This window comes from Anabaena sphaerica FACHB-251 (genome assembly GCF_014696825.1).
Taxonomy (GTDB): Bacteria; Cyanobacteriota; Cyanobacteriia; order Cyanobacteriales; family Nostocaceae; genus RDYJ01.
The window spans coordinates 40,460-64,345 of record NZ_JACJQU010000002.1; the positions used below are offsets into that span (position 1 = coordinate 40,460).

General features: G+C 39.5%; 21 protein-coding genes. 11 read left to right on the plus strand and 10 right to left on the minus strand.

The features are described 5' to 3' along the window. Position 1: 1 nt before the first annotated feature. From H6G06_RS03910 to H6G06_RS03920, 3 genes are all read right to left on the minus strand, one after another. Positions 2-499 (minus strand): hypothetical protein, encoded by a 498-nt coding sequence (locus H6G06_RS03910; protein ID WP_190557316.1) that lies wholly within the window; start codon positions 497-499, stop codon positions 2-4. A 202-nt stretch (positions 500-701) separates the two neighbouring features. After that, positions 702-1,085, minus strand: coding sequence for an S-adenosylmethionine decarboxylase family protein (locus tag H6G06_RS27210; protein ID WP_338422906.1), 384 nt, complete (start codon positions 1,083-1,085; stop codon positions 702-704). A 7-nt stretch (positions 1,086-1,092) separates the two neighbouring features. Next, positions 1,093-2,619 carry an S-layer homology domain-containing protein gene (locus tag H6G06_RS03920; protein ID WP_190557317.1) on the minus strand — a complete coding sequence of 509 codons (1,527 nt, stop codon included), beginning with the start codon at positions 2,617-2,619 and terminating at the stop codon, positions 1,093-1,095. A gap of 170 nt (positions 2,620-2,789) precedes the next feature. Here H6G06_RS03920 and H6G06_RS03925 point away from each other — a divergent pair, with 170 nt between their 5' ends. Both H6G06_RS03925 and H6G06_RS03930 read left to right on the plus strand, forming a co-directional pair. Further along, a complete protein-coding gene (locus H6G06_RS03925) occupies positions 2,790-3,689 on the plus strand; it encodes an alpha/beta fold hydrolase (RefSeq protein ID WP_190557319.1) in 900 nt (299 codons plus the stop codon). A gap of 123 nt (positions 3,690-3,812) precedes the next feature. Then, complete coding sequence (locus H6G06_RS03930) at positions 3,813-4,862, plus strand: serine/threonine protein kinase (RefSeq protein WP_190557321.1); 1,050 nt, start codon at positions 3,813-3,815, stop codon at positions 4,860-4,862. 178 nt (positions 4,863-5,040) lie between these two features. On the opposite strand, the gene H6G06_RS27745 is transcribed toward H6G06_RS03930, so the two are convergent. Further along, positions 5,041-5,166 carry a hypothetical protein gene (locus H6G06_RS27745; protein ID WP_277875165.1) on the minus strand — a complete coding sequence of 42 codons (126 nt, stop codon included), beginning with the start codon at positions 5,164-5,166 and terminating at the stop codon, positions 5,041-5,043. Positions 5,167-5,539: 373 nt separating this feature from the next. On the opposite strand from H6G06_RS27745, the gene uvrA reads away from it, so the two are divergent. From uvrA to H6G06_RS03950, 4 genes are all read left to right on the plus strand, one after another. After that, positions 5,540-8,482 (plus strand): excinuclease ABC subunit UvrA, encoded by a 2,943-nt coding sequence (gene uvrA / locus H6G06_RS03935; RefSeq protein ID WP_190557323.1) that lies wholly within the window; start codon positions 5,540-5,542, stop codon positions 8,480-8,482. 231 nt (positions 8,483-8,713) lie between these two features. Beyond that, the gene (locus tag H6G06_RS03940) at positions 8,714-8,947 is read left to right on the plus strand and encodes a hypothetical protein (RefSeq protein ID WP_199306582.1); all 234 of its coding nucleotides are present in this window, start codon (positions 8,714-8,716) and stop codon (positions 8,945-8,947) included. Further along, positions 8,944-9,348, plus strand: a complete 405-nt coding sequence (vapC, locus tag H6G06_RS03945) for a type II toxin-antitoxin system tRNA(fMet)-specific endonuclease VapC (protein ID WP_190557325.1) — start codon at positions 8,944-8,946, stop codon at positions 9,346-9,348. The genes H6G06_RS03940 and vapC overlap by 4 nt, the downstream gene beginning before the upstream one ends. A gap of 138 nt (positions 9,349-9,486) precedes the next feature. Continuing rightward, positions 9,487-9,681 (plus strand): hypothetical protein, encoded by a 195-nt coding sequence (locus tag H6G06_RS03950; RefSeq protein WP_190557327.1) that lies wholly within the window; start codon positions 9,487-9,489, stop codon positions 9,679-9,681. A gap of 27 nt (positions 9,682-9,708) precedes the next feature. Here H6G06_RS03950 and H6G06_RS03955 read toward each other — a convergent pair whose 3' ends face one another. The 3 genes from H6G06_RS03955 to H6G06_RS03965 all read right to left on the minus strand — a co-directional run bounded on the left by H6G06_RS03955 (position 9,709) and on the right by H6G06_RS03965 (position 12,389). Further along, the gene (locus tag H6G06_RS03955; protein ID WP_190557329.1) at positions 9,709-10,230 is read right to left on the minus strand and encodes a TcaA NTF2-like domain-containing protein; all 522 of its coding nucleotides are present in this window, start codon (positions 10,228-10,230) and stop codon (positions 9,709-9,711) included. A gap of 573 nt (positions 10,231-10,803) precedes the next feature. Continuing rightward, positions 10,804-11,223, minus strand: a complete 420-nt coding sequence (locus H6G06_RS03960) for a C6orf136 family protein (protein WP_422387041.1) — start codon at positions 11,221-11,223, stop codon at positions 10,804-10,806. 5 nt (positions 11,224-11,228) lie between these two features. Next, complete coding sequence (locus tag H6G06_RS03965; RefSeq protein WP_190557331.1) at positions 11,229-12,389, minus strand: glycoside hydrolase family 10-like protein; 1,161 nt, start codon at positions 12,387-12,389, stop codon at positions 11,229-11,231. A 184-nt stretch (positions 12,390-12,573) separates the two neighbouring features. Here H6G06_RS03965 and H6G06_RS03970 point away from each other — a divergent pair, with 184 nt between their 5' ends. Both H6G06_RS03970 and H6G06_RS03975 read left to right on the plus strand, forming a co-directional pair. Continuing rightward, a complete protein-coding gene (locus H6G06_RS03970) occupies positions 12,574-13,434 on the plus strand; it encodes an alpha/beta fold hydrolase (protein WP_190557333.1) in 861 nt (286 codons plus the stop codon). 288 nt (positions 13,435-13,722) lie between these two features. Further along, positions 13,723-14,178 carry a pentapeptide repeat-containing protein gene (locus H6G06_RS03975; protein WP_190557335.1) on the plus strand — a complete coding sequence of 152 codons (456 nt, stop codon included), beginning with the start codon at positions 13,723-13,725 and terminating at the stop codon, positions 14,176-14,178. Positions 14,179-14,298: 120 nt separating this feature from the next. Here the strand turns inward: H6G06_RS03975 and metK are convergent, their stop codons facing one another. Beyond that, positions 14,299-15,573 (minus strand): methionine adenosyltransferase, encoded by a 1,275-nt coding sequence (gene metK / locus H6G06_RS03980; protein ID WP_190557337.1) that lies wholly within the window; start codon positions 15,571-15,573, stop codon positions 14,299-14,301. Positions 15,574-15,867: 294 nt separating this feature from the next. Next, entirely contained in the window at positions 15,868-16,872 is a 1,005-nt protein-coding gene (locus H6G06_RS03985) for a phosphoribulokinase (RefSeq protein ID WP_190557339.1), read from the minus strand. A gap of 1,078 nt (positions 16,873-17,950) precedes the next feature. Between H6G06_RS03985 and petH the strand changes: the two genes are divergently transcribed. After that, positions 17,951-19,273, plus strand: coding sequence for a ferredoxin--NADP reductase (gene petH / locus H6G06_RS03990; protein WP_190558481.1), 1,323 nt, complete (start codon positions 17,951-17,953; stop codon positions 19,271-19,273). Positions 19,274-19,581: 308 nt separating this feature from the next. Then, positions 19,582-20,871: a homoserine dehydrogenase gene (locus H6G06_RS03995; protein WP_190558483.1), complete on the plus strand. Its 1,290-nt coding sequence runs from the start codon at positions 19,582-19,584 to the stop codon at positions 20,869-20,871. Between the two features lie 91 nt (positions 20,872-20,962). On the opposite strand, the gene H6G06_RS04000 is transcribed toward H6G06_RS03995, so the two are convergent. After that, complete coding sequence (locus H6G06_RS04000) at positions 20,963-21,391, minus strand: CAAD domain-containing protein (protein WP_190558485.1); 429 nt, start codon at positions 21,389-21,391, stop codon at positions 20,963-20,965. 728 nt (positions 21,392-22,119) lie between these two features. On the opposite strand from H6G06_RS04000, the gene H6G06_RS04005 reads away from it, so the two are divergent. Next, positions 22,120-23,844 (plus strand): sensor histidine kinase, encoded by a 1,725-nt coding sequence (locus H6G06_RS04005; protein WP_190557341.1) that lies wholly within the window; start codon positions 22,120-22,122, stop codon positions 23,842-23,844. Positions 23,845-23,886 lie beyond the last annotated feature (42 nt).

The following is a 23,886-nucleotide window of genomic DNA, read 5'->3' on the forward strand; positions in this document are numbered from 1 at the left end:
ATTATTGCACTGGTTTGATGCCAAGTTGCCACAGCATATTTATAGTTTGAAGGTACTGCGAAACTTTTTCATAGTTATCATTAATGATCCCATGATCGCGTGAATTAATGGATGCAACTTCAGCTGACCAAGGATCATCAAGTGATTGTGTTATTTCTTCAATAGCTTGTTGATACCTAGATAGCCACTTTTTACCAGCTTCTTCAACAGTCTGTTCAGAAACTAGCAGTGTGAAACTGCCTTTCCGTTCTCCAACAATAATAGCGGGTGTGATGAGTCCTGCGAAATAAAGCAACTTAACAACTTCAATTACCCTGATATCGTGATCTTCATCCCAAATAATAGCTAAATCATGGTAAACAGGCTTGGTCAATGGATGCTGCAAGTTGTCATGCCAAACAACAGATCGAAGCACAGAATAATGCGAACCCCGACCCAAATAACCTGTTGGTGCAACTTCATCGTGAAGAGTTTTGAAGAATTCTAAATACTTGTTCATTGCAACTCTTTTCGAGAGTGTAGTGGTTTCGTCCACAAATGAATTGATTTCGTCAATACATTGTTTCACTGTAAGTATAGCAAATAAAAACTATTTTAGGAATTACGTAAAATCTCTCTCAAAACCTCTTTCCTTCGTGTTCTTCGTTCCTTCGTGGTTCATTCTTCTGTGACTTGTGGGTTCTAAGCTATGATGTATTTTTTTACTCAGTAATAGATAAATAATGCCAATTATTCAGATATTCATAACTACTAATTTCTTGTGTGAGTATCTGTGTCAAAAGTCGCGCTTTGGCTAAATTATCTTTTTGATAATCACAGATATGAATATCAATTGTTACTTTACTTTCTTCTGGCCAAAAGTGTAAGGCTATGTGAGATTCTGCTAATAAAATTACTGCTGATACTCCCTGTGGTTGAAATGCAAAACTCACTTCACCTATTACAGTTAGTTCAGCAGAATTAGCTGCATTTTTTAAAACTTCGATAAAATCTGGTTTCTGCCAATTAAAAACAATCTGTGAAACTGGTAAAATTGCAGAAAAATGATGAGACTTAATCACTATTCCCTCGCTGTCACCTGTCACCTGTCACCTATTTAACAGGCTTAATGGTGTATTTTGATGCAAAATCTGCTACTTCTCCGGCACTAACCATACCTCTGTATAACAAAGCACTTACTTCTGCTCTGGTAGCAGGTTTTTTACCATTCAGCAATTTTACATTAGGATAGTTGACAATTACACCATTTTGTGTTAATGCTGCAATAAATTCTCGATGTTCGCTTCTAATACTGGAGGCATCGCTATAAATTGATAATATATTTTTTGTTGAACCGGTAAATTTATAATTCAATCCTTTTGCTAGGGTGATCAAAATATCTAGGCGGGTAAGTTTTTGTGTGGGGTTGAAGTCTCTGCTACCAAGGACGGTGAAAAAGCCCATTTCGTAAGTTTCGCGGATGGCATCGTAAGCCCAATAATCTTGAGGAACATCTCGAAAAGCGATCGCATTTCGCACTTTACTTTTGATAAATGTCTTTTGCAACAGGGCGGCTAGTTGGGCGCGAGTGACTGGGGCATTAGGACGAAATGTACCATCGGGATAACCATCAATTATTTCCATCGCTGCCAATTCTGCGATGTAATCTCTAGCCCAGTAATTTTTGGGAATATCAGAAAATGTAACTCGGATATTTTTAGCTACTCCTACTTCCCGATATTTACCCAACAACTGGTGCAGTTGAAATGTGGAGTTGTTGCTAAGTTGGCTTAACTGTACCAAACTCCCAGGAGTCGCAGTCAAGGCTTTGGCTAAGTTAGGATCAACTGTGTTAATGGTTTTACCAGCTAAGGCAAATTCACCTTCACTAAAGGAGATAGGATATACGCTGGTAGTAGCAACGTTAGCAAAACCAGCAGCTTGGTATTGAGCAATATTGATATTTTCGGAACTGGTGAGGAAAGTAACTTTTTGATTGCTAAGTTCTGTAAAGTAGTCGAAATTGGCGGTGCTATCTCTGTCAACGATACCATCTTCATTGGCATCTGTGCCATAAAAGACTCGCACTACTGGATATTCGCTTGGGTTGGCTGATAAAATTAGGTTGACGGCTGTATGGTCAGGTAAACAAGCAAATTCGGTGTAGCCTATAAAACGGTTGTTTGTATCATACAATCGGACAACGATGCGATCGCCCAATTTAAAACCATTCACAAACTTGGCTTTTTGCTTAATTTTATATTTGTAATCTCCTAAAAATCTTTCTTTGTGATATTTATCACCATATTTACCCTTGATAGAAATTCGGGCAATTACTTCGGAAACTGTGCCGCCTGGTTGCCAAATATACAAACTAAATCCTGATTTTTCCCTCTTTACAGAAGCAGTCGGACTGACATTTTCCCCTTCAGGAGTTGTTGTCGTATCTATATCTACTTCTTCACGAGAATTTTTTTGTGATAACAGCTGCTGATGATCATGACTTGGTTTTGATGGGATTGTAGCAGATACAACAGATAAATCTGATGCTGCCAAAGTAGAATGTATTGGCAACACTGCCATTACAGAAACTGAGCCAATCAGGACTTTGCTTAAATGAGTTAATTTACTTAAAATCATAGTATTTTATTAGACAATGCAACACTACACCGAGAATGTTCAGTAGTTTTTTGATGCTAAGTGAAACTTACAGGTGCTAGTGTACATCTTATGTGGTTTTTTCTATCATATTTTGTCTAGAATGCCAGGAGGATTACCATAAAGAAACAATACTTTAGGAATCTTAACCAATGACGATCACAACCCAGAATCGACAAATAGAAAAACAAGTTTGGACTTGGCAAGATTACAAAATTCAATATACTGTCATGGGTACAGGTCAGCCTTTGGTACTCATTCACGGCTTTGGTGCTTCCATCGGTCACTGGCGCAAAAATATCCCTGTTTTAGCCGATGCTGGTTATCGGGTGTTTGCTTTGGATTTATTGGGTTTTGGTGGTTCGGATAAAGCAAGCATTGATTATAGCATGGAAGTGTGGGTAGAGCTATTAAAAGATTTTTATCATGCACACATTCAAACACCAGCTATATTTATTGGTAATTCCATTGGCGCACTTTTGAGTTTAATCCTGCTCACAGAACATCCTGAAATTGCGGCTGGGGGTGTATTGATTAACTCTGCGGGTGGTTTGAGTCACCGTCCCCATGAATTGAACCCAGTGCTAAGAGTTTTCATGGGGACTTTTAATAAGTTGGTGGCTAACCCAATGACAGGTAAATTCGTCTTTAACCGCATTCGCCAAAAATCGCAAATTCGCCGCACATTGTATCAAGTATACGGCGATCGCCACGCTGTGACAGATGAACTTGTTGATTTACTTTATACACCATCTTGTGATCCAGGAGCGCAACAAGTTTTTGCTTCCATCCTCACCGCACCTCCAGGACCTACCCCAGAGGAACTATTAATTAAGGTACAATATCCTCTATTAGTAATTTGGGGTGCTAATGATCCTTGGACACCAATTACCGGAGCTAAGATTTACGAAGAGGCGGGTAACAAGGGTAAAGATATCAAAATTGTACCTATTCCTGGTGCCGGTCATTGTCCCCATGATGAAGTTCCAGATGTTGTCAACGCTGCAATTATTGACTGGTTAACACAGAAAACCTGGAAGTCTGTAGGGTAAAACATATAAACCATCGGGAATTGATAATGAGTAATTGGTAATGAGTAATTGGAGAAGACCATTACTTATTACCTAATTGGCATCTCAATTTTATCTTGACAAACTCCACTTTATGTGTATTCTATGCTAGAGTTTGATGTCAATCATGGAGATGAAACGAGTAATTCTCAGAATCATTATCCAGATTTTTCCAAAGTTGGCTATCAAGTAATTCAAGAATTAGGACGAAACTCAGAAGGAGGACGTATTGCTTACTTAGCTAATGACATCAACTCTCAGCAAAAGGTAGTAATTAAAGAATTTTGTTTTGCGATTACAACTGCTGACTGGTCTGGTGTGAAAGCTTATGAACGGGAAATTGAACTTTTACAAAGATTGAATCATCCCCGCATCCCTCATTATATAGATTCTTTTGAAAAACCAGGATTTTTCTATCTAGTCCAGGAATATAAAAAAGCGCCATCTCTAGGTTTTAGACGCTGCTTTCATCCTGAAGAAATTAAACAAATTGCTTTATCAATTCTAAAAATTTTGGTTTATCTACAACAGCAATCTCCTCCGATTATTCATCGAGATATTAAACCAGAAAATATTTTAGTAGATCAGAAATTACAGGCTTATTTAGTTGATTTTGGTTTAGCAAAAACACAGGATGAAAAAACAGATTTGAGTACATTAGTTGCTGGTACACCTGGGTTTATCCCACCAGAAGAAGAATTTGGATATCCTTTAACAGCAGCTTCAGATTTATATAGTTTAGGTGCTACATTAATTTGCTTACTTACTAATACTCGTGCTGCGGATATTGGTAAATTAATTGATGATCACTATCGGGTTAATTTTCATAAATTGCTTCCTCATATCAGTCCGGGTTTTCGGTCATGGTTAAAGAAAATGGTAGAACCTAACCGCAAACAACGCTATGCAAACGCCGCTGAAGCTTTAGCAGCATTAAAGCTAATTCGGGTCATGGGTTCTGGTACAATCATAGATAATTTCTGGATAGCAATAAACCAGAGAAAGAACATGGCTATACTAGGTTTAGGTGCTATGGGAATATTATTGGGCTTGGGGACAAGTTTGATAATTTCTCAACCGGGTGATCCTGTTAATTCTAATGCTCAATTACAACCAAATATTGCAGATAATCTTCCTAAAGTGCATTTTAAATAATAACCAGAAACTCGACTTATTCAGAAAATCGAGTTTCTGAGTAGTTATGTTTCAGTAAGTAAGTGGGTGTTAAAAATTGTCGTTATGACAAGGGAACAGGGAACTCTTAACAGGGAACAGAGAAGAGGGTTTTGGTGAATTTACTTGTTGTTACATACTTCAGTTTTTTTCCACCGACTTACTTAATTGCTTGTACTTCTTCCACTGATAAACTCAAAGCTTCAGTTATTTGTTCTACACTCAAACCAATGTTTAATAATTTGGGTATAGATAAATTACATAGAGGTAATATCAGCAAAATCATATAATAATCTAATAGTTACAAAAAAGGGAACAGGGAACTCTTAACAGGGAACAGAGAAGAAACTTTAGTTCTGAGTTTAAAGCTCAGTCAAAAAAAAGATGTTTTTACAAGATGACGAGCAACGAAAAAAACAGTGTCATTATTTCAATCTCATGTTTTTAAACATGAGTTTTTCCCGTTCCCTGTTGCCCGTTCCCTGTTCCCTCTGAATTGTTTTAGCAGAAATGAACCACGAAGGACGCAAAGTACACGAAGGAAGAACAGAGGGAAGTTCTATCAGAGGGGAAAATTACCAATTAGCAGTGATACTAAATCATTGAAAATTACGTTATTATGAAAAGCTGTTTCGCAGTGTAACCTTCCTGCTGTCAATATGCCAGATCAACCAGCAACATCTTTAAACGGTCGTCTTCCCTACCCCCAGAACAGCCAGAATACTATTCGCATTCGGGGCGCTAGGCAGCATAATCTGAAAAATATTGATTTGGAATTACCCCGCGACCAGTTAATTGTGTTTACTGGTGTTTCTGGTTCGGGTAAGTCTTCTTTGGCGTTTGATACCATCTTTGCGGAAGGTCAACGGCGTTATGTGGAATCTCTGAGCGCCTACGCTCGGCAATTTCTGGGACAGTTGGATAAACCAGATGTGGAAGCAATCGAAGGTTTAAGTCCAGCGATTTCCATTGACCAAAAATCAACTTCCCATAATCCCCGTTCTACTGTAGGGACGGTGACAGAAATTTATGATTATCTGCGGTTGCTATATGGCCGCGCTGGTGAACCCCATTGTCCTCACTGCGATCGCTCTATCGCACCCCAAACCATTGACGAGATGTGCGATCGCATCCTGGCACTTCCCGACCGTACCCGTTTCCAAATTCTCGCACCTGTGGTTCGGGGCAAAAAGGGAACTCACCGCAAATTACTTTCCAGTTTAGCAGCGCAAGGATTTGTCAGAATCAGGGTAAATGGAGAGGTGCGAGAACTGTCTGATTCTATCGAATTGGATAAAAATATTACACATACTATAGAACTGGTTATTGACAGGCTAGTTAAGAAAGACGATATTCAGGAGCGTTTAGTCGATTCTCTGACTACGTGCCTTAAGCAATCTAACGGAATCGCACTAATTGATGTATTAAATAGCACATTAGATAAGGCATCGCTGGAGCGGTCTGATAGTAAGTATATAACAACTGGGGAAGAAAATCAAGGTATTTCCGCACAAGAATCACCATCAGAAATGGTGTTTTCAGAAAACTTTGCTTGTCCAGAACATGGTGCGGTAATGGAAGAATTATCACCGCGTTTGTTTTCTTTTAATTCTCCTTATGGTGCTTGTTCTCACTGTCATGGAATTGGAACTTTAAAAAGATTTTCCCCGGAGTTAGTAGTACCTAACGCCGATTCGCCTATGTATGCAGCGATCGCACCGTGGTCAGAAAAGGAAAATTCTTATTATTTGGAGTTGCTGTATAGTTTGGGACAGACTTATGGGTTTGAATTACAGACCCAGTGGGGGAAGTTGACACCAGAACAGCAGCAAATTGTTTTATATGGGGAAGACAAACGAACCGCAGAGGGGCAGAAGACGCAGAGTTTTAAGGGTGTGATTCCGATTTTGCAACGGCAATATGAGGGAGGAACGGAGTTAGTTAAACAGAAGTTGGAAGAATATTTGATAGACCAACCTTGTGAGGTTTGTGGAGGTAAAAGATTAAAGCCGGAAGCTTTAGCTGTGAAGTTGGGACAATATGGAATTTTAGATTTAACCGGCGTTTCCATTCGAGAATGTCGGGAAAGAGTTGAAAATTTAAAGTTGACTCCTCGACAAGTGCAAATTGCTGATTTGGTGTTGAGGGAAGTTAAAGCCAGATTGCAATTTTTATTAGATGTGGGTTTAGATTATCTGACGTTAGATCGTCCGGCAATGACTTTATCAGGTGGGGAAGCTCAACGCATTAGATTAGCTACTCAAATCGGTTCGGGTTTAACAGGAGTTCTTTACGTTTTGGATGAACCAAGTATAGGTTTGCATCAAAGAGATAACGGACGTTTGTTGAAAACTTTAACCAAATTACGCGACTTAGGAAATACGTTAATAGTCGTTGAACATGACGAAGAAACCATCCGCGCAGCGAATCATATAGTTGATATTGGTCCAGGTGCAGGTATTCATGGGGGACATATTATTGCTCAGGGAAATATAGAGGACTTATTAAAGGCTGAAGCTTCATTAACAGGTGCTTACCTATCAGGAAGACGAGTAATTAATACCCCAGCAAAAAGAAGAGAAGGAAATGGCAGAACTTTAACCATTAGAAATGCCCATCGTAACAACTTACAAAATATAGATGTAGAAATTCCTTTAGGTAAACTTGTTGCTGTCACCGGCGTTTCTGGTTCAGGAAAATCTACCTTAATTAATGAGTTACTTTATCCAGCCTTACAACATCATCTTTTAAAAAGAGTTCCTTTTCCAAAAGAGATTGAGGAAATTAAAGGTTTAAACTGTGTTGATAAAGCCATTGTCATCGACCAATCACCCATAGGCAGAACTCCCCGTTCCAACCCCGCAACTTACACCGGCGTTTTCGATATTATTCGTGATGTGTTTTCCCAAACCATCGAAGCCAAAACCAGAGGTTACAAACCGGGACAATTTTCATTCAACGTCAAAGGTGGCAGATGTGAAGCTTGTAGCGGACAGGGTGTGAATGTCATTGAAATGAACTTTTTACCTGACGTTTATGTACAGTGTGAAGTTTGTAAAGGTGCGAGATACAACCGAGAAACTTTACAAGTTAAATATAAGGATAAATCAATTTCTGACGTTCTCAACATGACCGTTGAGGAAGCATTAGCATTTTGTGAAAACATTCCCAAAGCAGTCACCAGATTACAAACATTAGTAGATGTAGGTTTAGGTTATGTACAGTTAGGACAACCAGCCACAACCTTATCTGGTGGAGAAGCGCAACGGGTGAAATTAGCAACAGAATTATCTCGACGTGCGACAGGGAAAACTTTGTATTTAATTGATGAACCAACCACAGGATTGTCTTTTTACGATGTGCATAAATTGTTGGATGTTTTGCAAAGATTGGTAGATAAAGGAAATTCGATTTTAGTCATTGAACATAACTTAGATGTCATTCGTTGTTCGGATTGGGTAATAGATTTAGGACCAGAAGGAGGAGACAAAGGAGGAGAAATTATTGTTGCGGGAACACCAGAAGAAGTAGCAAAAAATCAACGTTCTTATACTGGGGAATATTTAAAGCAGGTGTTGAAACAATATCCGGCAGTTGTTTAAAGACAATAAACAGCACCTATCCAAAAACTCTCTGTAACTCCTCTTCCTTCGTGGTTCGTTTTTAAATTTTAAATTCTCACGCAGAGTCGCAGAGCCGCAGAGAGGAGAAGATAATCATAAATATGATAGGGAGAATAAAAAGGTAATTTGGTTTCATGCAAAGTCGCAAAGGAAGAGAAGAAGATTATAATATAACAAATAAGAATTATCAGCAGATATGGAGCAATATTAATGATGCAAACTATGAAGTTAGAATCTCACGTTGGTAATGATGGGATGTTACACATACCTTTACCGGAAGTCAAAGATGCGGATGTAGAAGTAATTATCGTTTATCAACAAGTACAGAAACCACAAAAGCGTCAATGGTCTCCAGAATTTCTTAGCACATTTGGAGCTTGGGAAGGAGAAGTATTAGAAAGAGCGCCCCAGGAAGAACAATCGGAAAGAGAACCATTTTTATGATTTATCTGTTAGATACAAATACTTGTATTGGTTATATTAACCGTCGCAATACCTCGATCTATCAGCGTATTACTTCTTTATCTCCAGAAGAAGTAGTTATTTGTGATATTATAAAATTTGAGCTTTATTATGGGGCATATAATAGTTCTCGTACAAAAGAAAACCTAGCAACTCTACAAAAATTTTTTGCAGATTTTGTCAGTTTACCTTTTGATGGTAAAGCTGCTGCTATATGTGGAGATCTCCGCTCTCAACTCAAAAATCAGGGAACACCCATAGGAGGTTATGATTTACAAATTGGTGCGATCGCTTTAGCTAATAATTTGATATTAGTCACCCACAATACCAGGGAGTTTTCGCGTATTCCTGAATTAAAATTAGAAGACTGGGAAGGTGTCTGATAGCGTAGCGTGGCGCAAGCCATATCAGGATTTCCAGGATTTAAGGATTTTCAGGAAGTAAACATCACCTACCCAAAAACTCTCTAAAACTCTTCCTCTGTATCCTCTGTGTCTCTGCGGTTCGTTATTCTGTAAATTGTGATTTCGCGCAAAGACGCAAAGGAGCAAAGAAAAGAAAGTAAAGATTCAGAATTTAGTCTCATTTCTCTGAAAAATGCGATCGCTCTCTTTCCTTCTTCCCCTCTTCCTTCGCGCTCTTCACTCCTTCGTGGTTCAATCATTACCCACATTCAACACCAACCCCAAATTGAGCAAGACCCGACAGTGCATTGAAGTATCCCATCCTAGACATCACTCAATCTAATTGAGATAATTGACGCTTTCTAATTCTGTTGATACTATCTTCCAGCGACCATTCGATTTCCTGAGAGTATTTGTAGATACCAAGACATTATCTTTGAATGCAGGCCCACTAATTTTCTTAGTAGTCTGAGTAATTCTAACTTTTGCTTTATTATCAGAAATTTCCAGGATTTCAAATTTGTTAATTTCGTATTTCAAATCATAGGTATCGAAAACTTTTTGTGTCAACTGTCTAGTTTCTTCGTACTCTGGAGAGTTTTCATCAATTGTAGACATAGCCAAATCAAGATTTTCTGTGTTCAACGCTCTCATGTTGTCGTCAAAGACAGCCCTGATTTCTGCTACATTATTATCTTGCTGAGTAATAGCTTCTACAGTTTTTGTGGTGGCTATACTAACACTTAAATTGGCAGCTTGAACAGTTGCATTTACAGAATTTATAGTGCTACTCGTAATTAATAGTCCTAATACAGTAAAAGGACATATATACTTAGAAATCTGTATGTTAAAACCTAACATCAGGGATAAAACCTATATTTTCAATTAAGAACATATGATCAAGTATAAGTAAGTTGGCATTAGAATATCAACCTATGTAATGAAATGTAAAATCAACAAATACCTGATCAAAGAAATAGTCAATTTCACAGGTTTGACAAAACTAAATATACAATACATTGGTTTTATCGTACCGAATTACCTATCCCTCTTTCGGCAACATAAAATCAGAAACCTTTATTTAACAATGTTTTTAGCGTTTTATTAAAATTAATGTTTCAAAATTTTCTCCATATGTGGAGCGTGAAAATTAGGTAATTATTTTTGTGAGATTATCTCCGGCTAATTACTTATAATAAATTTTGTACTCTTTCCTATTGTCTGCACTCATATAGGAATCCGGTTTGATTCCTGAATTTACTCGTAGAGGCAGGGAACAGGGAACAGGGAACAGGGAACAGAAAAGAAGGAATATAAGGTGTACTGAGTTTGTATGGCTACGCCACGCAAGCTATCAAAAATCAAATAGGAGTCCTATACAGATAAAGCTTCAACAAACGGACATGATATAATTCCCGGTTTGACGAAAGAGGGTTATTCCCCCTTCTGCCAAAACTGCCTTAAAATCTCCCCAGGTTCCCTATCCCAAGTATCAATATGTTCATAAATTAAAACCTCATCATTCAACTTATAAGTCGAATACCCATTAAAAAATAACCGTGCTTTCCAGGGAACACGCAAAACACCCCGCACAGTCCAAGTTGCTAAAATCGTATTCTCCTCAGACTCAGACACATCATGTAAATCAAAAGCAATTTCCGTAAAAAACAACTGACCATGAAAACGCAAAGTCCAGAAAATAATCCGATAATTAAACTTACCCTTAAACTTATTCACCGGGTCACTAAAATAAATATCCTGTGAATAGATATCATAAGAAATATCCTGCTCAAACAACGTCGGTAAATCTTGTTTAAGAATTTCAATAATCTCTTTTATTTGTAATTTCACCACTGTATTTATACCTTAAAAATTTTTCTCAACCGTTTTTCTAATTGCTGTAAAATAGAAGTAGACCTGCGAGAACTTACATCAAAATCATCTAAATCTGCCAAATTTGGAAATAATGCCGACTGAGCATAAGGACCATTTTTCAGAACTTTAGCTAATTGACAATTATTTTCCCGCAACCCTTCGTAAAAAAAGCATATTTCCCCACTAATTCCCAATTTACGATGATATTCAACTACCTGTAACAAGTAATTTGGACTAATCCGATATTTCCCTAATTTGATTAAAATTCCTGGTGCTAACTTAGGTAACATTGCATCTGTAAACTGCTCGTTTACTAATCTATCAATAATACATTTATAACTGAGAAAGTCACGACGATAAATTTGAGGATGGATAATATCAACAATTCCTCGCTTTAACCAAGTTGGTGAATCTTGCAAATATTCCCGCAATCCCCAATCATAAATATTGGGAGATATTGATACTAATAAATCAGGATTTACCGCTTTCACTTCTTGGTAAAGCAGTGCTAAAACATCAGTCAAAATATTTGCCCGCCACTGTAGCCAATGTTTATCTTTGTGGTTCTGTGGTGGATTTTTTTGAAACTCTTGGCGGTAGCGGTTTATAGTTCCTTGATCATATCCGCCTTCCGATGGTAATGCCGGAAAACGATCATCTCCCTGCACACCATCAACATCATAATTCTTTACCACTTCTAAAACTAAATTTAACAAAAATTCCTGCACCTGAAAATCGAAAGCATTCAACCATTCAAAACCGTTCTTTTTCAGTAAATTCCCCTTGTAATCATAAGCTCCCCATTCGGGTTTTTGCTGTAATAACATCCCGCCATTTAAATTGTAGGAACTAGCAAAACCATATTCAAACCAAGGTATGACTTTTAAACCCACCCGTCGCGCTTCCTCTACTACTTCCCGTAAAGGATCACGTCCCAAAAATCTAGAATCAATTTCTATACCAAACATCCGCCACATAGTTGGACTCGGATACAAGGTAACGCCCTGATTCCAAACGACGGGAAACACCACATTAAATCCCGTCTCAGCCAAAAATTCCATCGCTTCAGCAATGTTTTGTCTTGACTTGAGAACCTGACTATCAGTTTTCGTTAACCAGACACCCCGTATTTCTACTCTACTCATTTACACCCCAATACAATTTTAGATTTTGGATTTTGGATTGTGGATTGTGAAAATATTGCTATATCAATCTTCATTCTCAGTTTTGATTAAAAATTGTATAACCTTTAATAGATTTTTTCCTGGGAAATACTTTGTATAATTACTTTTAGTAAAAATTACAGAAGCTTTAAATCTATCAAATCTTATGTCTATCATCGAAAATTCTGGGACACACGCCTATATAACCACCAACGGGATTAAATTACATTATGTCACCCAAGGGGAAGGTCCTTTAATGTTAATGTTGCATGGGTTTCCTGAATTTTGGTACTCATGGCGGCATCAAATCCCCGAATTTGCTCAAGATTATCAAGTTGTTGCCCTTGATTTACGCGGTTATAACGATAGTGATAAACCCCAAGCGCAATCAGCTTATGTCATGGATGAATTTGTTAAAGACATTGAAGGAGTGATTAAAGGTTTAGGATATGAAAGTTGTATTTTAGTTGGTCATGACTGGGGTGGTGCGATCGCTTGGAATTTTGCCTACGCTCACCCAAATATGGTAGAAAAACTAATTATACTCAACCTCCCCCATCCCGCCAAATTTTCCCAAGGTTTAAGCACTCCCCAACAACTCTTACGCAGTTATTACATCTTCTTGTTTCAATTTCCTCTGCTTCCAGAACTAGTCCTCCAAGCTTCTGACTATGAAACCATAGCCAAAGCCATCCAAGGTACAGCCTTCAATAAAAACGCCTTCACCACAGCAGATATCGAAGCCTACAAAGACGCTGCTGCTAAACGTGGAGCGATTACAGCCATGTTGAACTATTACCGCAATATTTTTCAACAGGGTATCCTCAACAAAACTTGGACTGTTCTCGAAGTCCCTACCCTGATGATTTGGGGAGAACAAGACACCGCACTAGGAAAAGAACTGACTTATGGTACACAAGAATATGTCAGGAATTTACAAATAAAATATATTCCTAATTCTGGTCATTGGGTACAGCAAGAACAGCCAGAATTAGTCACAGAGTATATGCGAGAATTTCTTTCCTGAGACCACCTAATTTAATAGTAAAAACTACTCATTTACTAACAAAACCAAATATGCTATAAAATAAAACTTAAAAATATTTAACAGTAAATTAATATCAGCAATTTACCTAAATTCAGCATTTAGGCAGAGCTAAAACCTAATGTCAGTAATAGTTATACTATCACTAGCTAATTGCTTAAACATCACATCTAGCGTGTGAGATAAATCAACATTTTTTAGCCATTTAGTGAGATAATAGAATTGTGAGGAAAAGAACGGATGCTACTTTATAAAGGAAAGGGGAAAATTATGAAACGCCAGCTATTAACCGCTATAGCCTTAGTCGCTCCCCTATTTTTAGCTAACTCAGTCCAAGCTGGAAATAATCAAGACTTACAAAGACTTTTGTCTACTGGGGAATGTCAACGTTGTGAACTATCAGAAGTCAACCTCAGTGGCGCTCATTTAATTGGTGCAGACTTACGAGGCGCAAATCTGCGGGGAGCTAACTTGACAGAAGCTAACCTCGAAGGTGCTGACCTCACAGGAGCAAATCTGGCAGGTGCAAATTTAACATCAGCTTTTGTCACCAACGTCAATTTAAAGCAAGCAAATCTCAACGGTGCAAATCTCACCAGTGCTACTATTAACGATTCCAACGTATATCAAGCATCAATGAATAATCTAACCATTACTGATGCAGAAATATATAATACTGGCATCGGTGTTGGTGGGCCCGGCACTCAAATTCCTGATTGGGAATAAGTCAAAATTAAGGTAATTTTAGCCGGAATTTACCTCTAAAACCACATAAAAAAACCTCTGCTTAATGATGATCAAAGCAGAGGTATTTTGGTTTTAGCTATAACCTAAAATCACCAGAATTTAAGTTAATGCTGGTGCTATCGCTTCCGAAAGAGACTTATTAGCCGCTTGCTTCAACATATCCACCTTATCAGTGCGTTCCCAAGGCAAATCTAAATCAGTCCTTCCCAAGTGACCGTAAGCCGCAACGTCCTGATAGAAACGTCCGCCTCTTTCACTTGGTAAGTTGCGTAAATTGAACGTGTGAATAATTCCTGCTGGACGCAGTTCAAAGTTATCTTTGACTAATTGCAGCAAGATTTCATCATCAACTTTGCCAGTGCCAAAGGTATCCACAAAAATGCTGACAGGTCTGGCTACACCAATGGCATAACTTAACTGTACTTCACATTTGTCTGCTAACTCAGCAGCGACAATATTTTTCGCCGCATAACGAGCAGCATAAGCCGCAGAACGGTCTACCTTCGTGGGGTCTTTACCAGAAAAAGCACCACCACCATGTCGGGAATAACCACCGTAGGTATCGACAATGATTTTCCGTCCCGTTAGGCCAGAATCTCCTTGAGGTCCACCAATAACAAATTTACCAGTAGGATTGACTAAAAAGCGTGTATCCTCAGTTGGCTTAACTTCAATATCGCCAAACACAGGTATCACTACCGCAGCCCAAAGGTCTTGTTTAATCTTAGCTTGCACCGCAGCATCATCAGTAATATCCCCAATATTAGGTGTATGCTGGGTGGAAATCAAGATTGTATCAATACCTACGGGTTTGCCATCTTCATAAACTACGGTAACTTGGGTTTTCCCATCAGGACGCAGGTATGACAAATCACCTGTTTTCCTCACTGCTGCCAGTCTCCGGGCAATGCGGTGAGCTAGACTAATCGGCAAAGGCATCAATTCTGGTGTTTCGTTGCAAGCAAAACCGAACATGATACCTTGATCACCAGCCCCAATTTTATCGAATAGTTCTTCACTATCGTCAGCGCGGGTTTCTTGGGCAGTATTTACACCTTGGGCAATATCAGGTGATTGTTCATCCAAAGCTATGAGTACACTGGCACTATTGGCAGAAAAGCCGTTGACTGCATCAGTGTAGCCAATTTCGGCAATTTTCTTCCGTGCTAAATTGACAAAATTTACATTCGCTTTGCTGGTAATTTCACCTGTAACTAAAACTAAACCAGTATTTACAACTACTTCAGCGGCGACCCGGCTACTGGGGTCTTGTGTCAGTAGAGCATCCAGAATAGTATCGGAAATTTGGTCACAGATTTTATCTGGATGACCTTCTGTAACGGACTCGGAGGTAAAGAAATAGCGACGAGACAAAGGAAATTCCTCCTTGAAGAATTTTAATCACTGACTAAATTTGGGTATTTAGTTCAGCTACTAATTTCTCAAATCATAACCATATTTACACACTTACTCATGAGTGTCTTCTGATTTGAAGAAAAATGTCTATAGTCGGAGTAAAACCCTGTTGTAGCCAGTGTTTCATCATCAATTGATGTCCTAACCACCCTGTCCAGTGCTATAACTCTGATTTGAATATAAATCTTTACAATACGAAAAAGGGTTACACCTACAGATGCAACCCCTTTTGTTTACCAAACATTGCTGATTTTAGACTTGAACCGCTAACTTTGCTTCCTTAGCTGTCAAACGCTCATAAACAGAGCGCATTTTTAACCCTGTCAGCACTTGGAACAAACCAGTACCATTATTGGAACCTGGATACTCACGGTGTTGCAGTAATAAGTGAGTCATCTCACCCACGTATTTAGTAGATGTATTGCTGAGATGATTTTCGATGTAAATTACTTCGTCCAGGTTGTCAAACTGACCATCTACTTCTAAAACAGAGACGTAACGACCGTAGTACACATCGGAACCGTAGTACATCTGCATCCCAGGGTAAGAACAAGTCAGTTTACGTCCGCAAGGAGTCCACTGGATGGTTGAACCTTCATCAAATAAGTAAGCTGGATCAAACCCTTCTTTGCCTTCCCGTTGCAACATCCGTACCCGCAAAACTTTGCGCTCGGTATCGTTTTTGATCAAGTTGGTGGGTAATACTTGTAGAACCACATCCGCAAATTCTCTTTGGGGTTCAATGAACTTTTCAAAGTCAGGTTTGCGAGAATTGATTTGGGCTAAAACATCTTCATAGCGGTGGCCACGTTCAGCCATATCTCTTTGAATCTTCCAGGCAATTTTGACTTCATCACTGATGTCAAAGTAAACACTGAAATCGAGTAAGGCTCTCACCCGTTCATCATATAAAGGATGCAGCCCCTCAACTACTATAATGTGGTTTGGCTCAATCCGTTCTGGAGGATCGATCAAGCCGGTTTCGTGGTTGTAAATCGGCTTATCCACCGCTTGACCTTCTTTTAGAGCTTTAATTTGCTCATACATGAGGTCAAAATTGTTAGCTCTGGGATCGAGTGCGGTTATGCCTGTTTCTTTGCGTTGTTTGCGGTCTAGGGAATGATAGTCATCCAAGCAGATAACTGTCATTAATTCTTCACCAAACAAATCGATCAATCGACGCAAGAACGTAGATTTACCACACCCTGAGTCTCCGGCTACTCCAATCAATACCACGCGTTCCGGCTTACTTGTCATAAATCTCCTCTAAATACTAAAAAAGATGAGTCAATCAATAATTTTTCTCACAACAGATTTTTGAAGCCAGGAGTTTACCCCATTGGCAAGGTCCTGCGTTCTTGTTATCCAGCAAAAACAGGATATCAGGCTAGTGAGGAACAAAGTCATGCTTGTTACTTGGTTCAACTATCCTGAGTTCTGGGCTGGTAAGTATTTAATCCTAGTGGTATACTAGATTTTAACAGAAAGATGTATTTTGTAACAAGATTTGCTGTTAAAAAGAATCGAATAGTGTACCAATCATATTCCATAATATTCTAGTTGGTTGGAAACGACTCTAGTTAGTTGGCAACGACAAAGCATCATCGCCCATTAAGTGTTAACAGCTAGTTAGTGTTTTACTAACAAATGCAAACAGATGCTTACTTACATTTGATCAAGATTTATGTCTACTCATTGACAGAAAAACTTGAGACTTGAGAACCCTAAAGAGCCTGTCGGCAGACACGAAAGTGCTATTATTGATAGGTATTTTAGGTGATAACCAAGCCTAAATACACCAATAGTAGGGTGAGATACACCCAATCTTAAAGCCTGTGGACTAGACAGTGCCGACACTTCTAGGATGAAGCAGGAAGAAAAAGCTGCCTCTTGTTAGCATTAGTTAGCTTTTTTGTATCGGATGCAGATACTCCGTTGATAACTTTATAAGTAGATGTGACTAAGAAAATTAAGTATGATTTTTTAGCCTACATACTTAGGTATTGCCAATACTTCTTTTTGCTTTGCAGCGAAACAAAGATAAATATTAATGGCATTGGGAGAATTTAGAGCTATGTAATTACCAAAAAAAAATTAAATTGATTCTCTATTAACATTCTGTCAAAGACTTATCCTCTACCGTAGAAGATGAACAGGTGTGTTCTTTACCATGCCTATATGTCTTTGCCGAGTGTACTTAGCAAGGCATCATTCCATGATGCCATTTTCCCAGACTGTCAGTTTTATGCAACTAAAATCCGGTAAACTAAAGCTGGCATAGGATGGGAATTATTTTTTGATAAACGGTTAAGTAAATATCGGAGTGGTAGAACGAATGTACAATCAAGGTGCTGTTGAGGGTGCTGCCAATATAGAATCAGGTAGCCGCGTCTTCGTTTACGAAGTGGTGGGTCTGCGTCAGAACGAAGAATCTGATCAAACGAACTACCCAATTCGTAAAAGTGGCAGTGTATTCATCAGAGTGCCTTACAACCGCATGAATCAAGAAATGCGACGGATCACTCGTCTGGGCGGCACAATTGTTAGCATCCAACCAATATCGGCTCTACAGCCAGTTAATGGTAAAGCTGCTGTAGTCAGTGCTAACAGCGAAGTAAGCGAGTTAGTGACATCTGATGTGAATGCTAATAGTGATGGGAATGGTAAAGCCACACCTGTGAGTACCAATAGCGAAACCAAAGGTTTTGCTAAAGCACCAGCTAAGGATAAAAAAGGCAACACCATGACTCAAGCGAAAGCCAAACACGCTGATGTTCCTGTGAACACTTATCGTCCTAACGCTCCTTTTATTGGTAAGTGCATTTCTAATGAAACCTTGGTAAAAGAAGGCGGAATTGGTATTGTCCAACACCTCAAGTTTGACCTGTCTGCTGGCAACTTGAAGTACATAGAAGGTCAAAGTATTGGCATTATTCCTCCTGGAGTTGACAAAAACGGTAAGCCAGAAAAACTCAGATTATACTCTATTGCTTCTACTCGTCACGGTGATGATGTAGACGATAAGACAGTATCACTGTGTGTCCGTCAACTAGAATACAAGCACCCAGAAAGTGGTGAAACCGTATACGGTGTTTGCTCTACTTATCTAACCCACCTCAAACCAGGTGATGAAGTAAAAATCACCGGTCCTGTAGGTAAGGAAATGTTATTACCTGATGACACTGACAGCAATGTCATCATGTTAGCGACAGGTACAGGTATTGCTCCCATGCGTGCTTATCTGTGGCGGATGTTCAAGGACGCAGAAAGAGCAGCTAACCCAGAATACCAATTCAACGGATTTGCTTGGTTACTGTTTGGTGTACCTAAAACTCCCAACATCTTGTACAAGGAAGAACTGGAAGAGATGCAGGCTAAATATCCTGATAACTTCCGTCTCACCTATGCTATCAGCCGGGAACAGCAAAACTCCCAAGGTGGCAGAATGTACATCCAAGACCGTGTAGCAGAACACGCTGATGAATTGTGGCAATTGATTAAAAATGAAAAAACCCACACTTACATCTGCGGTTTACGCGGTATGGAAGATGGTATTGATGCGGCTTTGAGTGCTGCTGCTGCTAAGGAAGGTGTTACCTGGAGTGATTACCAGAAGGCTCTCAAGAAAGCAGGCCGCTGGCACGTAGAAACATACTAATTTGGTCATTAGTCATTGATCATTGGTGAGTCAGTGCGGTGAGGCAGTGCGTTGGGCGGGTTCCCCGACTGTTCTTGGGGGTTTCCCCCATGTAGGCGGAAGCCTTGCCGAAGGGTGCAACTAAGGTTCGCGTATCGCTAACGCGTAGCGTGTCCGCAGGACTCAGCGTCTCCGTTCGGCGAAGCCGTGCCGAAGGCATAGGAGATACCCCGAAGGAGTCATTAGTTCCAGTTTTCAACTCTAAGTTTGTAGGTAGGGCGATGCCCTGCCTACAATTGTTTTGTATGTATAGCTTGGGTGCAAAATCTGTGGGTGTTAAACTAGGAATCTTAGGATTAGGTACTGTGGGAACGGGTACTGTGCAATTGTTGCAAGACCAGGAAGGTCGTCACCTATTGTTGCAGGAAATAGAAATATATCGGGTGGGAGTGCGATCGCTTGACAAACCTCGTCAGGTAGAATTGCCGAACGGAATAGTAACTACCGATTTAGAAGCAATTGTCAATGATCCAGAGATAGATATAATTGTCGAAGTCATGGGTGGATTGGAACCAGCGCGATCGCTCATCCTCACCGCTATTAAAAATGGTAAGCACGTAGTTACCGCTAATAAAGCCGCCATCTCTCGATTTGGTGCAGAAATATTTACCGCTGCCAACGAAGCTGGGGTATATGTGATGCTAGAAGCCTCTGTAGGCGGTGGTATCCCTGTAATTCAACCCCTGAAGCAGTCCTTAAGTGTCAACCGGATTCATGGCATTACTGGCATTGTCAACGGTACAACTAATTACATCCTGACACGGATGCAAACAGAAGGTAGCGACTTTAAAGATGTTTTAGCTGATGCTCAAAGTTTAGGTTATGCTGAAGCTGACCCTACTGCGGATATCGATGGCTTAGATGCAGCAGATAAAATTGCTATCTTGGCATCTTTAGGCTTTGGTGGCCGCATTAACTTACAAGATGTATATTGTGAAGGCATTCGCCAAGTCAGCAAGACAGACATTGCCTATGCTGCCAAATTGGGATTTGTGATTAAATTACTAGCCATAGCCAAAGGCCAAATCGGTGATAACTCTCAGCTATCCGTGAGAGTAAATCCCACCTTAGTACCCCAAACTCATCCTTTAGCTAGTATTAACGGTGTTTATAATGCCATTCTCGTGGAAGGAGAACCCGTTGGCCAAGTAATGTTTTTTGGACCGGGTGCGGGTGCAGGTGCTACTGCTAGTGCTGTCTGCTCGGACATCTTAAATCTTGTAGCAACTCTGAAAACTAATACCCCCAAACCAAATCCCCTATTAGCTTGTAGTCATCAACATTACTGTCAAATTACCCCGATTTCCGAACTCGTCACCCGATTTTATACTCGTTTCCTGACAAAAGATCAACCAGGTGTGATTGGGAAATTGGGTACTTGCTTTGGCAAATATGGCGTGAGTTTAGAGTCAGTAGTACAAACCGGTTTTCAGGCGGAACTAGCAGAGATTGTAGTTGTCACCCACGATGTCAGGGAAGGAGACTTTAGGGAAGCTTTAGCAGAAATTCAAACTCTGGAAGCAATAGACAGCATTCCTAGCATCTTACGGGTGCTTTGAGGAAGCAGGGAGCAGGGGAGCAGGGGAGCAGGGGAGCAGGGGAGAAATATTATCTTTCTTCTGACTCCTGCCTCCTGCCTCTTCTGCCTCCTTAAGAGTCTTTACCTACAACTTGTGATTTGAGGGTTGTAATTTCACTGGTTAACTCTTGCCGAGTTGAAGCTTTGAGTAAATAGCGATAGACAAACCAGGCAGAATAACCAATACCAATCAATTCAAAGGTAGGTGCTACTAAAGGAATATCATTGAGAGAATCTAGTACAGCCAGTAGTACCTTAACAGTGATAATTGCCGTAATTACTAAACCGATGCTAACTAAAGGCTGCTTGTACTGATTAAAAAAGTTGCCTACATAATCAGGCAATGTACCTAAAAAGCCCGAAATTTGCTGTCCATATTTGAGCCATTGCTCTTGAGACTGTACAGGAGGCTGGAGTTTGGTGATGCTTCCTGCTTGGGTGTTGATATCTGGGATTGTTGTCTCTTTTGACTTGGTTTCTGTGTATTCCGGTTCTTGCATTTTCACTTCCATAATTTTGACAGTCGAGTTTTCTTAATTCGCACAATTTTGACCACAAGGCTGTTTAGTAGGCAATGAACTCCTGCATCAGCACAATTGGGTTGAGGTTAAAAAGGGCTTTTAGTGTCCTATAACCATAATTATCCCCTTACCTCTACTGCATCAACTACAGGGTAGAAATTCAGTAGGAAGATAGAAGTCAAAAGGCAACAGGATGTATTAAAATCAGCTTTCTGAGTTTTGCAAGTGTCAATTAACTACAATCCTCAGCCTGTGATTATCCCATGCTATGTCCTTTGCTTGACATCGTACTCATCGAAGCACAAATCATGCAAAATCAGTACACCTGTCATTCATACAAGTTTAAACGCTGATTTTATCTGACTATTTCTGACTATTAAAGCTATCTTCAGCCGCATTCGTCAATTAACTCATTCATATTGATATTAATATGTAACAATTTTTCTGTCTGTTCAGATAGACTAGACATTAATATTACTTAATGTTAGAATATTAAGTTTGCCTGTAAAACGTTATTAAATAATAAGTTTTATTGCTGTTGAAATCTCTCAGTTTTCTAATTAAAGATAAGTCCATGCTATTATCTCGGAAAGAATGATTTACTCATGTTATAAAAAAGGATAAAGTCAAACTTAATCATATTATGAGTGATTATAAACGCTAGACTAAGTTGGTGATATTTGTAGGAGGGTAAAGGAAGTGCCGGGATGCCATATCCAAAGCCCACCTTTGTTGACAAAAGTTTGGAAAGCAAGAAAGTGTCAACTCAAGAGCCAAAAATAGATGAACTCCCAACGATAGAATTTCCCTCCCGTGGGAAACTTAAGGCCAGTTCATGGCGTATCCATCAAAAGATTGGCTATGGCTACTTTGTAGCTATTGGAATTGGCTTTTTTGGCTCCCTGACTGGGTTGGTGCTGGCCAACTACTACCGAGGAAGAGAAGTCCGGCAATTCAATCAAGCAAACCAGCAAGGAGAATTACTAAATAATTATAAAGATGCCGTAATTGATGCACAATTCCAAGCTTCTAACTTAGTTGCGGTGTTGGATAATGCACAAAAGCTAGACAGGAAAAAATCTGAATTACTCAATTCTTTTGCTGAAGCTCAAAAATTAGAAGAAAAAATTACTGAATATATAAACAGTAATCCGCAGACATTAGCAGCGAACAGTAGCACTTTACAGACTTTATTATTTGATTATTCGACTTACTTAAAAACCTATATTGAGCAAATAGAAACTATTTTGCAGCGACTTGATCCTAAAAGCGTGCAGCCAGAACAAAAGGAGATGGTGCGAGAGCAGTTGCTGGCAATTATGAATAGTAACACAGTCGAGGAGCTAGATAATTTATCAGATAAGTTGACTAGGATTTTACGAAATGCTCAACTACAAGAGCAGGAGAGACGAACAGATGTTGAGCAAGCGAGATTTGTGGAAAGAGCAATTGTCATAGTCAGTATGCTGGTATCAGCAGTTATTGCTTCTGTGATGGCTTGGCGTACCAGTCGAGCGATCGCTGAACCTGTAATTACTGTAACTCAAGTAGCTGAACAGGTGGCAAAAAAATCTAATTTTGATTTACGCGCTCCCATCACCACTGATGATGAAATTGGCTTGCTGGCTAAATCTCTAAATCGCTTGATTGAAAGAGTATCGGAACGAACTAAACAACTCCAAAAAGCAAAAGAATTAGCTGAAGCGGCCAGCAAAGCAAAAAGCCAATTTCTGGCCAATGTCAGTCACGAGTTACGCACACCGTTAAATGCAGTGATTGGTTTAAGTCAACTGTTGAAAGATGATGCTGCTGATATTGGTGCATCCCCAGATTTTGTTACTGATTTAGAAACTATCAATTCTGCCGGTAGACATTTACTAGAACTAATTAACGATATCCTCGATTTGTCAAAAATCGAAGCGGGAAAAATGACTCTCTACCCAGAGACATTTGAAATCATGACTTTGATTAACAATATTGTGCTTACAGTTAAACCTGCGATGGAAAAAAATGGCAATATCTTGGTAGTGGATTGTGATCAGCATCTGGGGACAATGTATGCTGACCAAACTAGGATGCGACAAGTATTATTAAACTTACTCAGCAATGCTGCCAAGTTTACCACCAACGGCAAAGTGACGTTGACTGTTAAGCATGAAAAAACAGACTTAGTGAAAGAAGGTTCTTTGGGTGTGATTAGTTTTACTGTCACTGATACAGGCATTGGAATGTCACCCAGTCAACTGCAACAGCTGTTTCAACCCTTTACACAAGGAGATAATTCAACTACTAGGAAATATGGTGGTACTGGCTTAGGATTAGCTATTAGCCGTCATTTTTGCCAGATGATGGGGGGTGAGATTATTGTCAAAAGTCAGCTTGGTGTTGGTTCTACTTTTAGAGTAAGTTTACCTTTGACGGTGCAGGAATAAGCTGTTTTGAAACCAACCACAGGCGCGACTTCCAATTACCCA